Below are 13,423 nucleotides of genomic sequence, written 5' to 3'. Positions count from 1 at the left end.
GGTGAGGGATGGGAGTCAGTGACACACCACTGGACGATCCGGTCGCGCACTACGAGGGGTACGCGACGGCCTGGAACGACCACGACGCAGAGCGGGTGCTGGCACACTTCGCCCCGGACGTGCGCTACGACGACCCGGCGACCGACGGGGTGTACGAGTACGACGACCTCGAACCGTTCGTGCGCGAACTGCTGGACGGGTTCCCGGACGTCCACTTCGAGCCGACGCGCATCATGGAGACGCGAGAGCCGGGGGTCCTCGTGGTCCAGTGGACGATGACCGGCACCCAGACAGGCACCTACGAGGGGCTCCCCCCGACGGACGAACACGTCGAGGTCGACGGCATAGAGCGTGTCGTCGTCACCGAGGACGGCATCGCCGAGGTCAGGGGCTACTTCGACAACCACGAGTTCACCGCGCAACTGGGGCTGACGTTTCCCGAGGTGGTCGGGAAGCTACCGAAACTGGCCGTCGGCGCCGTGCGGAACGCGCTCTGACCGGGTCCTCGGTCACGGGCAGGCTCTGACGCGACCGACACCCTCTTTCGCGGGCCACGCGCACCCCCGAGCATGACCGAAGATATCGTCGTCGTCCCCGGTGACGGCATCGGACAGGAGGTCGTCCCGGCGGCCGTCGAGGTGCTGGAGGCGCTCGACGGCGTCGACTTCGAGTTCACCGAGTACGACGCGGGCGACGAGACGCTCGCCGAGACCGGCGAGGCGCTCCCCGAGGAGACCTACGAGGCGGCCGCGAGCGCCGACGCCACGCTGTTCGGCGCGGCCGGTGAATCGGCAGCCGACGTCATCCTCCCGCTCCGTGAGGCGGTCGATTCGTTCGCCAACGTCCGGCCCGCCCGCGCCTACCCCGGCGTCGATGCCCTGCGCCCCGAGACGGACCTCGTGTTCGTCCGGGAGAACACCGAGGGCGTCTACTCGGGCATCGAGAGCGAGATCGCCGACGGCGTGACGACGCTCACCCGCGTCGTCACCGAGGACGCCTCGCGGCGCATCGCCGAGTTCGGCTTCGACTACGCCGAGCAGAACGGCTACGAGGACGTGACCATCGCGCACAAGGCGAACGTGATGCGCGTCACGGACGGAGCGTTCCTCGACGCCTGTGAGGCAGTCGGCGACGAACGCGGCGCCGACTACGACGACGCGCTGATGGACGCGCTGGCGATGCACCTGCTCCTCCGACCCGAGGAGTACGGCGTCGTGATCGCGCCGAACCTCGCGGGCGACGTGCTCTCGGACCTCGCCGCGGGACTGGTCGGCGGCCTCGGCCTGCTCCCGAGCGCCAACGTCGGGAGCGAACGCGGCCTGTTCGAACCGGTCCACGGCTCCGCGCCGGACATCGCCGGACAGGGCATCGCCAACCCCTGTGCGACGGTGCTCTCGGCCGCGATGATGCTCGACCACCTCGGCTACGGCGAGGCGGCCGCCGACGTGCGGGACGCCGTCGAGGGCGTGCTGGCCGAGGGACCACACACCCCTGACCTCGGCGGGGACGCCTCCACCGAGGACGTGACCGCCGCCATCGTCGAGCGACTCTAGTCGTCGCCCTCGCTTCGATTCTCCGTCCCTCCGCCACCCGCGCTGGACCCGTCCTCGTCGAACTCGGCAAAGAACACGCCGGTGCCGAACAGGAGCGCGACGACGAGCACGAGGCCACCCACGGGGGCGAGGTTACCCCCGCCGGCTATCGAAGCGGCGTTCCCGATGACGGCGAGGAGGACGGCGTAGAGGAGGGCGTTGGTTCGGTCCACGTTCCGACTCCGGACGCCCCGGGACAAGGGCTTTCGGGCCCGTCGGGGCTACTTCAGGTAGCCGAGGTCACGCAGCTGGTCGGCGATGTCGGCGAACTCGGCCTCCGTGAGCTCACCCTGTCGCTGGTGCTGGACGACGATGGAGCGAAGGAGGAAGCGGACGAGGTCCGACGTCGAGGAGAAGGAGGTCCCCTCGATGGTCTCGTCGACGCGCTCGGCGAGTTCCTTCGGGATGGAGACGGTGGTGTAGTCGGTCATACCCGAAGGAAGCGTGGCGCCCAAAAAGGAGTTGTGCTCGAGGGGTAGAGCAGGAATCAGTGCGGTAGGCGGTGCTGTGCGGACGAGTACACCTACCCGCCGCGAGCGAAGCGAGCGGCGCCTTTTTCACCCATGTTTTTGCGCGAGAGGGTCGCCGGAGGCGACCCCGAGCGGAAAAAGATGGTTGGACACCACGGGTCTTTAGGTGACGACGGGTGTAGCGGGGGACGATGGGAGTCAGGCCCCCACCGAGCGACGACGGTGACACACCGGACGTGGTGACGTTCGGCATCGCCGCGCTGGACGCCCACCTCGAAGAGGCCGAGGTGGCCTATCCGGTCGACGCCGAGACGCTGGTGCGCGAACTGGGTGACCCGGAGATACCGTACGACGCCGGTGGGAGCACGGTCAGCCTCTCGGCGGTGCTCTCGGAGACGCACCGCTCCCAGTTCGAGACCGAGCAGGAACTCCTGAACGCACTCCACCCCGTCTTCGAGGCCCACCGCGAGCGGTCCGGGTCCGGGCTGTTCGCCCAGCTCCGGTCACTGCTCCCCTTCTAACGGTCCGGCGTCGGCGACTCCGACTCGGCCGCTGCCTCCGTCGTTCCTTCGCCCGTTGCCTCCGCCGCACTCTCGCCCGTTTCCTGCGCCGAGCGCTCGGCGTCCGTCTCGGTCCCGTTCCACCCCGTCCGGTAGGTCGAGGCTCGTCCCCCACCGCGGCCGAGTTGCGCGGCGAGCTCCTCGATACGTCGGGTCTGCTCGCGATTCACCGCCACGATGACGTCCGAGAGCACGCCGAACATCAGCAACTGGACGCCGAGGATGATGCCCGCCGCCGAGACGACGGCGAGCGCCTCGTGGGAGACGGGGGGCTCCCGGAGGAACCACTCGTAGCCGACGTAGCCGCCCACCGCCAGCCCCGCGAGGAGCGCGAGGACGCCCACGCTCCCGAAGTAGAACAGGGGGTTGTTCGTCTTCGCCAGTCGGAACAGAGTGAGGTAGATGCGCGCGCCGTCCTTGATGGGGTGGAGGTTCGTCTCCGAGTCGTCCGGACGGGCGCCGTAGGAGACGCCGACCACCTCCGTCGGGACGCCGTGTTTCACGCACTCGACGGCGAGTTCCGTCTCGATGCCGAACCCGTCCGAGGTGACCCGGAGTCGCTCGAACGACTCGCGGGTGAACGCGCGGTAGCCCGAGAGGATGTCGGCGAGGTCACGGCCGTGGACGAACGCGAACGCGCGGTTGACGAGGCGGTTGCCGGCCCGATTGAGGCGGGGCATCGCGTCGTCGGCCATCCGGTAGAACCGGTCGCCGATGACGTGCTCGGCGCGCCCGGCGAAGATGGGTTCGAGCATCGCGTCGGCGTCAGCCGGGTCGTACGTCCCGTCGCCGTCGGCCATCAGGACGACGGGTTCCTCCACGCTCCGGACCCCCTCACGGACCGCCTGGCCCTTCCCGTTGCCCGACTGGACGACGACACGGGCACCCGCGTCCTCCGCGATGCGTCGGGTCCCGTCGGAGGATCCGCCGTCGACGACGAGGACGGTCGTGTACCCCGCCTCGCGGAACCCCTCGACCACGGACCCGATGGTCTCGGCCTCGTTCAGCGTCGGCAGGAGTACACAGACGTCCTCGCGTCGCTCCATTACCGGGTGTCGCCCCTCAGAGCGCAAAAAACTGCTGGCTTCACGGGCGAGCGCGGGGCACCGCGTGGTTTACGTGAGCCCCGCCTGAGTCGTCGGTATGGACGACGCCGGGGTGTTCGACCTGCTCGGGCTGGGTGAGTACGAGCGGACCGCGCTCGCCGAACTGGTGGGGCTGGGCCGGACCACCGCGCCGAACCTCGCCGAGGCGACCGGCATCCCGAAGGCCCGTATCTACGGCGTGCTCGACTCGCTGGCCGACCGCGGGTTCGTGAAGGTCGTGCCCGGCCGGCCCAAGGAGTACGTGCCGCGCTCGCCCGAGGAGATCCTCGAGCGAGCACGGGAGAACGAGCGGCAGTCGCTGGCCTCGTTCGAGCGCGAACTGGAGTCCGCGAGTGACGCCTTCCTCGCGGAGTTCGAGCCCCGATACGAGCAGGCCGGCGAGTCGGTCCGCCCCGCCGAGGAACTGTTCCACGTCGTCGACGTGGGAGAGCCGAGCGAGTCCGAGACGCGGCGACTCTACCACGAGGCCGAGCGCGAGATGCGCGTCCTCACGAAGTCGTGGGAGTACCTCGACAGCGTCGCCCCCGCGCTCGCTGACGCGGTGGACCGGGACGTGGCCGTCCGCGTGCTGTTCCACCACCCGGACATCCTCGCGGACGACGAGCGGCCCGTCCAGGACGACCGGGTCGCGCGCCTCGAACGGGAGTTCCCGAGCGTCGAGTTCCGCTTCTCGCGGCACGTCCTCCCGTGGCGCGGCACCCTCGTGGACCCGTCGATGGAGTACGACTCCGGTGAGGCCATCTTCCTCGTCGAGGAGCCCGACGTCCCGAACCACATGCGGCAGGCCGCACTGACCGAGAACGGCTCGTTCGTGGCAGGGCTCGCTCGATTCTTCGATCTGGTGTGGGACTACGAGAGTACGGCCGAGCGGGACTGAGCGGGGTTTGGGCGGCGCTGAGTGGTACGGTGGCGGTGGCTGTAGGGTCGGTGTACGCCGAGCGGAAAGAGACGTTTCACCCGGCGCGAACGGAGTGAGCGCCGCACTTTTTCACCACGTTTTTGTGAGGAGCGGTGCCCGCGCAGCGGGCACCCGACGAGTGAAAAGTGGTCAGACGTACCCGAGGTCCTCCAGCCGGTCGTACGTCGCGTCGTCGATGTCCTCCACCCCACCGCCCGAGCGTCGCACGTCGAGCTGCTCGACAGCGGCGAACGCCTCGGCCACCCGCTCGCGCGGCCGGTCGCCCCCACCGTCGACGTACTGCGTCTGCGCGTCTCGACAGGTCACCGTCACGGCCCGGTCGCGGTTGACGAGCGACTTCTCGACGACGCCCTGGCCCTCGTCCCAGTCGAACACGGCGCGTGAGTCCGCGGTCCACGGCGAGAGGTCACCGACGTAGGCGCTGGCCCGCTCCTGCAGGGGTTCGTCGAGCCCGACGGCCGTCGAGAGGACGGGGCCGTCGGGGCGGAACCCCTCGGTCGGGTGTTCGCTGTCGCGGACGGCCTGCACGACGCGTGGGAACTCGGTGAGCGAGGCGGGTCGCTCGACCCGTGTGGCTCCGTCCTGCCCCGGCAGGCGGACGACGAGGGGGACGTGGAGGACGGCCTCGTGTGGCGCGACGCCGTGTTCGGCGACACGGACGCCGGGCCGGACGCGACTCGGTTCGCCGAACCCCTCGCCGTGGTCGCTCGTGACGACCAGCAGGGTGTCGTCGAGGTCACCGCGGCGGTCGAGTTCGCTCACGAGGCGCTCCAGCTCCGCGTCGCAGTGCCGGATGGCCCCGTCGTACAGCGACTCGACGGCCTTCTTCTGCCACCACGGGCGCTGGCCACCGTTGAACGCCCACTTCTGGTCCTCGAACGAGGACTGCAACTCGCGGGCGCGCTTGCCCCCCCAGTGGTCGTGCTCCGGGGCCGGTTCGTACGGGATGTGGGCGTCCATCAGGTTCACGCAGGCGCCCCACGGCCCGGACTGGCGTTCGGACCAGCCGAGGAACGAGTCGACGTAGACGCCCGCCGGGGTGGAGGCTCGCACGCTCGACGGGAGGAAGCGCTTGTAGTCCGACTGGAGTTTGGTGGCGGCGCCGTTCGCCAGCGACTGGACGGGGTGGTCGTCCGCGAGCGCCTCCTTCAGGAAGGTGACGTACTGGCCCCGCCCCTGGTTCGAGACGAACTCGTGTGGATTCACGGCGTCCGGGAACGGGACGTTCCGCGCGCCGACGACAGTGTCGAAGCCGTCCTTCAGTCCCACGTCGACCGCGGTTATCCAGTCGTTCTCGCTGAACACGCCAGTCGCGTAGCCCTCCTCGCGGAGCGTCGAGAAGACGCTCACCGAGGGGTCGAGTTTGTGGGCGGCGGAGACGACGCCGTGCTCCTCGACGTGGAACCCGGAGAAGAGGCTGGCGTGGCTGGTGACGCTGCGGGCACCGGGGGCACGGGCCTGCTCGTACAGGGTGGCCCGCTCGCGGGCGAACGACTCGAGGAACGGCGTTGTCCCCTCGTGGTGGCCGTAGGCCGAGCAGTTCCTCGCGCGGACGCTGTCGAGGACGACGAGGAGGACGTTGGGGTCGTCGCTCGCCGCCGAAGAATCTCTCTCTCGTCGTTCGCTCGATCCCTCGTGCATCACATGTACCCCAGGTCTTCCAGTTGCTCGCGGACCTGCTCGCCGCCTACGCCGTCGCGCTCACGCGCCACCCGTGGCTCGGGCGAGTGGTCGTTCTCGTCTAGTTCCGTCTCGACGGCCGCTCGCACGTCCGTGACACTCCCGATGGCCTCGACCATCTCTGGGTCGGTACCGGCGACCATCGCCTCGTGGGTGTGGACGCCGTCCTGCAGGCCGTGGTCGCTCACGAGCAGGAGTTCGTCCCCCTCGTCGAGGTCACCACGGAGTTCGCCGACGAACTCGTCGGCCTCCGCGTACGCTCGTTCCTGCAGGTCCGGGGCGTCGTAGGCGACGTGGCCCACCAGGTCGAGGCCGCTCGTGTAGCCGAAGACGAGTTCGTAGCGCCCGCCACGCAGACCACGACGGGTGCGGGCGACCCGTATCATCAGCATCTCCAGACACTGCTCGTAGAAGGTGTCCGGGTCCGCCGAGGTGTGCCCGCCGACGGCCTCCGGGTCGCGCTCGAACAGGTCGCCCAGACTCCGCCGGAGCTGGTGTTCCCGGTCCTCCGAATCCGGGTCGACGACGTAGTTCGGCACCCCGATGGGGAGCGCCTCCCGCCCGTCGAACAGCGTCGAGAGGCCTTGCTCCTCGTAGTAGGTCGCCCGCGTGCGGAAGGCGTCGGAGTCGGTGTTGGTCAGCAGCCACGCGCCGATGCGCGTCTGGAGAGCGTCAGGGAGGAGGTAGTCGGCCACGTCGCTCGCCCGGTCGAGGACCGGGTTACCCCACGCCACGCCGTCGTCGAGGACGAGCCCGTGCTCGCGAGGTTCAAGGCCGGTGACGATGGTCGGCCAGAGTTCGTGCGTGCTCGGTTCGCCCGCCACGCTGTCGATGGTGTCGATGGCGCGGTGGGCGGCGAGCGAGAGGTTCGGGTGTGTCTCGGGGTCGACCAGGTCGGGGTCGAGGGCGTCGAGACCGAGGACCACCACTGTCATACCCGCCCTCCCGCCGCACGGGACGTGAATCTGACGGCCTCGGCTCGAGAGGGAAAGGACTTGAAGCCCCCGGACCCAGCCAGCAGCATGAGCGAGCGCCCGAACGTCGTCTGGGTCACCCTCGACAGCGTCCGGCAGGACCGGACCACGATGGGTGGCCACGACCGGGACACCACGCCACGCCTCCAGGCACTCGCCGACCGCCCCGGCGGTCGGGCGTTCTCCGACGGTATTGCCGCCGGCATCTGGACGCTCTCCTCCTCCGCGAGCATCCTCACCGGCACCTACCCCACGCACAACACGGTCGGCATCGACGGCTCGACGCTCCCGCCGGAACTCCCGACGGTCGCCGAGCGCCTGCGCGACGCTGGCTACCGGACCGCCTGCCTCTCCCGGAACTCGCACGTCAGCGAGGCGACGGACCTCTTCCGTGGGTTCGACCGCTTCGCCTGGCTGGCTGCCGCCACGCTGTTCGACGTGGCCGGGCCAGCGACGCTGGCGAAGTACCTCCTCAACCTCCGGCGTCACTCCGCCGGCTTCACGCCCGACACGGCCAAGCACGCGACCCCGTTCCTGATGAACGACATCGCCAAGCGGTGGCTCTCGGACCTCGCTGGCGGGGACGCCCCGTTCTTCCACTACCTCCACTACAACGAGCCACACCGGCCCTACGTGCCGCCGCTCCCGTGGCAGGACCGCTACACGGACGAGATAGACGCCGGCCCGGCCGAGGCCGTCGACATCGCGATGGACGTACACCGGACGATGTACGAGCGGGTGGCGAGCGGCGACCCGCTCACGGACTGGGAGCGCGACGCGCTGCTGGCGACCTACGACGCCGAGGTCGCCTACACCGACGAGTGTATCGGGCGGCTGTTCGAGTACGTCCAGTCACTGGACACCGACCGCGAGACGGTGTTCGTCGTCACGGCCGACCACGGCGACCTGTTCGGCGAGCAGGGGGTGCTCGCGCACAAACTCCTGCTCCACGACGGGCTGATCAACGTCCCGTTCGTCGTCCACTCGGACGGCGAGGGGGACGGGGCCAGCCAGCGCCTCACCGACGCCCTCGCGCTCGCGGACGACGACCCGGTCCAGCACACCGACCTGATGACCACGCTCGTCGCCGTCGCGGGTGGCGACACGGATGGGATGCAGGGTGTGGACCTGCGCGACGGTCCGCGCGAGTTCGCTGTCGCCCAGCGCGCTCCCGCCGACTTCGGGGACTTCACGGAGCACGACCCCTCGTTCGACACCTCCCGGTACCACGCCCCCACGATGACCTGCGCTCGCACCCACGAGTTCAAGTTCCAGACGAGCGAGGACGGCGAGGAGCTGTTCGCGCTGCCCGACGAGTCACGTGACGCGAGCGCCGACCACCCAGAGGTGGCCGACGAACTGCGCGAGGCGCTGGCCGAGTGGCTGGCGACCGACGGCCAGCCGGTCGGTGAGGCCCGCGACGCGGCGTTCGACGACGCGATGCGGAAGCAACTCTCGGACCTCGGGTACGTGGAGTAGCCGATGCGACTCGGCCGAACCACGCTCCTGCACTTCGTCTCGCAGGTGGGCGTGAGCGTCGCCGGATTCGCGGCCACGTTCGCCATCGCTCGCCTCGGCGGGGCGGACGTGCTCGGGACCTACGCCGTGGCGGTGGCCCTGATGTTCTGGCTCTCCATCCCGCCGACGGCCATCGGCGACGCCGTCACCAAGCGCCTGAGCGAGGGAGGCGACGCCGGGCGACTACTGGCGACCGGACTCCTGCTCGAACTCGCCGTCGCGGGCGTCCTCGGGGTGGGCCTGCTGGTCGGGTCGCCGCTCGTCGAGCGACTCGTCGGTGCGCCCGTGGGCGAACTCGTGGCGCTGCTCGTCGTCTCGAACGTCGGCCTGCTCACCGCCATCTCGGTCCTCAACGGCGAGAAGAAGGTCGCGCAGGCGGGCGCACTGAAGACCGTCGAGCGGGTCGTCCGGTCGGTGCTCCACGTCGGGGCCGTCCTGCTGAGCTACGGGGTGGCCGCGCTCGTGGCGAGCCACGTCGTCTCCGTCCTCGTCGCCGCCGCAGTCGGCGTGTTCCTCGTCCGTGGCCGGCCCTCGCGGCCCTCGTGGGAGACCGCCCGGAGTCTCGTCCGGTACGCCCGCTACGGCTGGCTCAGCCGGCTGAAGTCCCGCGCCTTCGGCTGGACCGACACCATCGTCCTCGCGTTCTTCGCCGTCGGCGCCACCCTCATCGGCGTCTACGAGGTGGCGTGGAACCTCGCGTCGCTGTTCGTCCTCGTCGCCAACTCCGTACAGGACACGCTGTTCCCGGAGGTGAGTGAGCTCAGCGTCGACGGCAACTACGAGCGCATCCACCACTACCTGAACGAGGGCTTGGTGTTCACGGGCGTGTTCATCATCCCCGGCCTGTTCGGCGCGTGGGTGCTCGGCGAGCGCGTCCTGCGCATCTACAACCCCGAGTTCACGCAGGGGGCGGGCATCCTCCTGATACTGGTCGGCGCGCGGATGCTCTCGGCCTACGGCGACCAGCTCGTCAACGTCGTCAACGCCGTCGACCGCCCGGACGTGGCGTTCCGCATCAACGCCGCGTTCGTCGGCCTCAACCTCGTCCTGAACGTGACGCTCGTCTACGCCTACGGCTGGGTCGGGGCTGCCGTCGCCACCGCCGTCTCGGCCGGCGTCGGCCTCGCGCTGGGCTACGGCGCGCTCTCCCGACTCATCGGGCGGCCGGACGTCCCGCTGGCCGAACTCGCCCGACAGGTCCTCGCCTCGGCGGTGATGGCTGCCGGGGTCCTCGCCGCGGAGCCGTCGCTCCCACGGAGTCACTACGGCACCGTCGCACTCGTGTTCGTCGGCGTCGGCGTCTACACGCTCGTCCTCGTCGTCGTCTCCGCCCGCGTCAGGGGGAAGGCCCGTGCCCTGCTCGCGACGGCCGGGTGAGCGTCCCGTCCCCCGCTTCCCCCACCCCGGCCCCGTCTGCGTTCAGTCCTCACCGAACCGGGGTTCGAGGCCGAGTTGCTCCAGCATCCCCGGCGTGTCGCTGTAGATCCACATCTCGTCGAGTTTCCCGTCGTCCATCCGCATCAGGCAGAGGCTCGACGTGTGCACCGACTCGTTCGTCGGGTCGATACCCTGGAACGGCCCGTCGTGTGTGCCGCCCCAGCTGAACTGCGCCGCCGCGAGGTCCCCCTCGACGACGAGGATGTCCTCGGCCATCTTGAACTCCGAGAACGCGCCGCGCATCTCCTTGATGCGCCCCGCGTACTCCGAGGCCCCGTGCAGTTCGACGCCGGCACCGTGGTGGTGACAGACGAAGTCGTCGGTCACGACTGGTTCGATGAGCGAGGTGTCTCCCGTGTTGTACGCCTCGACGAACGCCTCGCTGATCTCCTGTGCCGCCTCACGCTGTTCTTGCTGTGTGCTTGCCATCGTGTAGCACCGAGAACAGTCCACGACGTGTCAGACATTCAACTTAGTTCACCGGCTCGTGACGGTCCGTGACGGAAGGAACTACTCGCGCTCGTCCGGGCGGTCGTCGGCGGCCTGCCACTTCGACACCTCGTCGGTCCCACGGGCCCGGTTGAGCGCGAACAGGAGTCCGTAGCCCACCGCGCCGACGGCGAAGACGACGACGGGGATGAGGAACGGGCCGAACGTCCCCACGAGCGTGTCGAGGATGCCCATACGGGTAGATGGGCGGGGACCGGTATAAGGGCCGGTCTCGCCCACCCTCCCGTAGGTTCTTCTCCGGGCGGGCGGTATCGGGGCGTGTGTACGCCACCGGCCACTACGGGATGGCGTTGCTCGCCTACGCACCCGTCGGGTTCGTCCTGCTGGAGGCTGCGCCACTGCTGGCGTTCCTCGGCGGGGCCGTGGTGCTCTCGCTCGCCACGCTCCCGGACATCGACCTGCGTCTCCCGCTCGTCCCGCACCGTGGTCCGACCCACTCGCTCCTGTTCCTCGCCCTCGTCGCCGGCGGCCTCGGCGCCGCGGGGTTCCTGCTCGGACAGGGCTCGTGGCAGCCACTCGGCGGCCCGATGCGGGGCGCCGTCTTCGGTCTCGTCCTCGGCGTCGTCGGCATCGGGTCGCACCTGCTGGCCGACGCCCTGACACCGATGGGGGTCAACGTGTTCTGGCCGGTGCCGGTCGACCGCTTCTCGCTGTCGCTGGCACGGGCCGACAACACCGTGGCGAACTACGGCCTCCTGTTCCTCGGTGCCGTCGCCTCGGTGGTGGTGCTGGCGCTGTCCGGGTACGTCTGAGCGCACCGGTGCCGGGCGGTACACTTCAACGGACCCCGTATCCTCGGACGAATATTTATTAACTACCCGCCGAACCGTCCGGCCGCACATGGAACACTTCGAAGGCGCTCCCCTGCGTCACTTCGGTGACCTGCCGGCGATGGCGGCAGACCGGTACGGCGAGAAGACGGCGTTCACCTCGTTCGGGCAGGCGACGTCCTACGCGGAACTCGAGGCGGAGTCGAACAAGTACGCGAACATGCTCGCCGACCACGGCGTCGGGCCGGGCGACCGCGTCGGCATCTTCGTCCCGAACACGACCCAGTTCCCGGTCAGTTACTTCGGCATCATCAAGGCGGGCGGGGTGGCGGTACCGCTGAACCTCCGGATGGACCCGGAGACGCTCGTCTACGTGGTGAACAACGCCGAGGCCGACCACATGGTCGGCTCGCCACTGCTGGCCGAACAGGTGCAGAACCTCGCCGACGCCGCCGAGGTGAGTACGCTGTTCCTGCCCGGGGTGAGCGACGACGGCGTCGTCAACGTCTCGCACGTGCTCGACGACTACGACGACACCTTCGAGAAACCCGAACGCGAGTACGGCGACATCGCCTGCCAGCCCTACACCTCGGGGACGACGGGCCGACCGAAAGGTGTCCTCCTCAGCCACGAGAACCTCCTCACCACCGTCGAGGCGTACACGAAGGGCGGACTGGCCATCGACGCCGACGACTCCATCGTCCTCGTCCTGCCGCTGTTCCACATCTTCGGCCTGAACGCCATCATGGCGACGTACCTCGTCCGCGGCGGGACGATGCACCTCCAGCCGCAGCCCGAGGGGGAGGGGATGCTCCGGGGGATCGACGAGCACGACGCGACCACGTTCGCCGGCGTCCCCGCGATGTACACGATGATGTGGCGCGAGTACCGCGAGAACCCCGACGAGTACGACCTCTCGTCGCTGCGCTACGTCAACTGCGCGGCCGCCCCGCTGGCCGACGAGGTCCGTCGCACCATCGAGGAGGCGTGGGACGTCCCGATGGTCGAGGGCTGGGGGATGACCGAGACGGCACCCGCCGGCACGGTCGAACCCTCCCACGGCGTCCGGAAGGCCGCTGGCTGTATCGGCCCGGCGCTGGAGTGCTGTGAGATCAAGATCGTCGACCCGGAGACCCGCGAGACGCGCGTCTCGCCCGAGGAGCTCAGCCCGTTCCCGGACTCGGACCTCGACTTCGACGACGCGGAGGCCACGGGCGGCGAGCTCGCCATCCGCGGTCCCAACGTGTTCGAGGGCTACTTCGAACTCCCCGAGAAGACCGACGCGGTGTTCGACGACGAGGGCTACTTCTACACCGAGGACATCGCCCGCGTCGACGAGGACGGCTACTTCTGGATGGTCGACCGTGCCGATGACATGATCATCGCCGGTGGGGAGAACATCTACCCGGCCGAGGTGGAGGCGGCACTCTACGAACATCCGGACGTCGAGGAGGCCGGCGTCGCCGGCGCGCCCCACGAGGTGAAGGGCGAGGCCCCCGTCGCGTTCGTCGTCCTCGCCGAGGGTGCAGACGTGACCGAGGAGGAACTCCGGAGGTTCACGCTCGACCACGTCGCCAGCTACGCCCACCCGCGGCGCATCTTCTTCGTCGACGAACTGCCGCGCTCGGCGACCCAGAAGGTCCAGCGCTACCGACTGGAGGAGATGGCCGAGGAGTACCTGGACGGACCGCTGACGAGCGGCGACCAACTCTAGACCATCTTTTTATCCTCGGGTTCGCTCGCTGCGCTCGCGAACCGCTCGCACAAAAACATGGGTGAAGAAGGCGCCGCTCGCTGCGTCGACGGCGGCTTCGCCGCCGTCTGCAAGCGGGTCCTTCGGTCCCGCCCTGCTCGCGGCGGGTGGGTGTGCTTGCCCGCTCCCGCCCC

General features: G+C 69.5%; 15 protein-coding genes. 8 read left to right on the top strand and 7 right to left on the bottom strand.

Going from position 1 to position 13,423, the window contains the following annotated elements:
- The first annotated feature begins 8 nt into the window (after window positions 1-8).
- A complete protein-coding gene (locus tag N0B31_RS08380; protein WP_260643414.1) occupies window positions 9-497 on the top strand; it encodes an ester cyclase in 489 nt (162 codons plus the stop codon).
- Window positions 498-569: 72 nt separating this feature from the next.
- Window positions 570-1,553: an isocitrate/isopropylmalate dehydrogenase family protein gene (locus tag N0B31_RS08375; RefSeq protein ID WP_260643413.1), complete on the top strand. Its 984-nt coding sequence runs from the start codon at window positions 570-572 to the stop codon at window positions 1,551-1,553.
- Here the strand turns inward: N0B31_RS08375 and N0B31_RS08370 are convergent.
- Window positions 1,550-1,765: a hypothetical protein gene (locus tag N0B31_RS08370; RefSeq protein ID WP_260643412.1), complete on the bottom strand. Its 216-nt coding sequence runs from the start codon at window positions 1,763-1,765 to the stop codon at window positions 1,550-1,552. The genes N0B31_RS08375 and N0B31_RS08370 overlap by 4 nt on opposite strands.
- Before the next feature lie 48 nt (window positions 1,766-1,813).
- Window positions 1,814-2,023 (bottom strand): ribbon-helix-helix domain-containing protein, encoded by a 210-nt coding sequence (locus tag N0B31_RS08365; RefSeq protein ID WP_260643411.1) that lies wholly within the window; start codon window positions 2,021-2,023, stop codon window positions 1,814-1,816.
- Between the two features lie 230 nt (window positions 2,024-2,253).
- Between N0B31_RS08365 and N0B31_RS08360 the strand changes: the two genes are divergently transcribed.
- A complete protein-coding gene (locus tag N0B31_RS08360; protein ID WP_260643410.1) occupies window positions 2,254-2,583 on the top strand; it encodes a DUF5789 family protein in 330 nt (109 codons plus the stop codon).
- Here N0B31_RS08360 and aglJ read toward each other — a convergent pair.
- Window positions 2,580-3,668, bottom strand: a complete 1,089-nt coding sequence (aglJ, locus tag N0B31_RS08355) for an S-layer glycoprotein N-glycosyltransferase AglJ (protein ID WP_260643409.1) — start codon at window positions 3,666-3,668, stop codon at window positions 2,580-2,582. The genes N0B31_RS08360 and aglJ overlap by 4 nt on opposite strands.
- A 97-nt stretch (window positions 3,669-3,765) precedes the next feature.
- On the opposite strand from aglJ, the gene N0B31_RS08350 reads away from it, so the two are divergent.
- Window positions 3,766-4,605: a TrmB family transcriptional regulator gene (locus N0B31_RS08350; RefSeq protein ID WP_260643408.1), complete on the top strand. Its 840-nt coding sequence runs from the start codon at window positions 3,766-3,768 to the stop codon at window positions 4,603-4,605.
- A gap of 171 nt (window positions 4,606-4,776) precedes the next feature.
- Here N0B31_RS08350 and N0B31_RS08345 read toward each other — a convergent pair whose 3' ends face one another.
- A complete protein-coding gene (locus tag N0B31_RS08345) occupies window positions 4,777-6,288 on the bottom strand; it encodes a sulfatase (protein ID WP_260643407.1) in 1,512 nt (503 codons plus the stop codon).
- Window positions 6,288-7,262 (bottom strand): alkaline phosphatase family protein, encoded by a 975-nt coding sequence (locus N0B31_RS08340; RefSeq protein WP_260643406.1) that lies wholly within the window; start codon window positions 7,260-7,262, stop codon window positions 6,288-6,290. Before N0B31_RS08340 ends, N0B31_RS08345 begins: the two co-directional genes overlap by 1 nt.
- An 87-nt stretch (window positions 7,263-7,349) precedes the next feature.
- Between N0B31_RS08340 and N0B31_RS08335 the strand changes: the two genes are divergently transcribed.
- Both N0B31_RS08335 and N0B31_RS08330 read left to right on the top strand, forming a co-directional pair.
- Window positions 7,350-8,780: a sulfatase gene (locus tag N0B31_RS08335; protein ID WP_260643405.1), complete on the top strand. Its 1,431-nt coding sequence runs from the start codon at window positions 7,350-7,352 to the stop codon at window positions 8,778-8,780.
- A gap of 3 nt (window positions 8,781-8,783) precedes the next feature.
- Window positions 8,784-10,196, top strand: a complete 1,413-nt coding sequence (locus N0B31_RS08330) for a lipopolysaccharide biosynthesis protein (RefSeq protein WP_260643404.1) — start codon at window positions 8,784-8,786, stop codon at window positions 10,194-10,196.
- Window positions 10,197-10,238: 42 nt separating this feature from the next.
- On the opposite strand, the gene N0B31_RS08325 is transcribed toward N0B31_RS08330, so the two are convergent.
- Entirely contained in the window at window positions 10,239-10,685 is a 447-nt protein-coding gene (locus tag N0B31_RS08325) for an ester cyclase (RefSeq protein WP_260643403.1), read from the bottom strand.
- Between the two features lie 81 nt (window positions 10,686-10,766).
- A complete protein-coding gene (locus N0B31_RS08320; protein WP_260643402.1) occupies window positions 10,767-10,940 on the bottom strand; it encodes a hypothetical protein in 174 nt (57 codons plus the stop codon).
- A gap of 86 nt (window positions 10,941-11,026) precedes the next feature.
- On the opposite strand from N0B31_RS08320, the gene N0B31_RS08315 reads away from it, so the two are divergent.
- Window positions 11,027-11,518: a metal-dependent hydrolase gene (locus N0B31_RS08315; RefSeq protein ID WP_260643401.1), complete on the top strand. Its 492-nt coding sequence runs from the start codon at window positions 11,027-11,029 to the stop codon at window positions 11,516-11,518.
- Window positions 11,519-11,606: 88 nt separating this feature from the next.
- Entirely contained in the window at window positions 11,607-13,250 is a 1,644-nt protein-coding gene (locus N0B31_RS08310) for a class I adenylate-forming enzyme family protein (RefSeq protein WP_260643400.1), read from the top strand.
- Window positions 13,251-13,423: the final 173 nt, after the last annotated feature.

Origin of the sequence: Salinirubellus salinus (assembly GCF_025231485.1) — an archaeon.
Lineage (GTDB): Archaea > Halobacteriota > Halobacteria > Halobacteriales > Haloarculaceae > Salinirubellus > Salinirubellus salinus.
The sequence above is the reverse complement of the archived record's forward strand: the minus strand, read 5'-3'. Positions and strand labels throughout refer to the sequence as shown.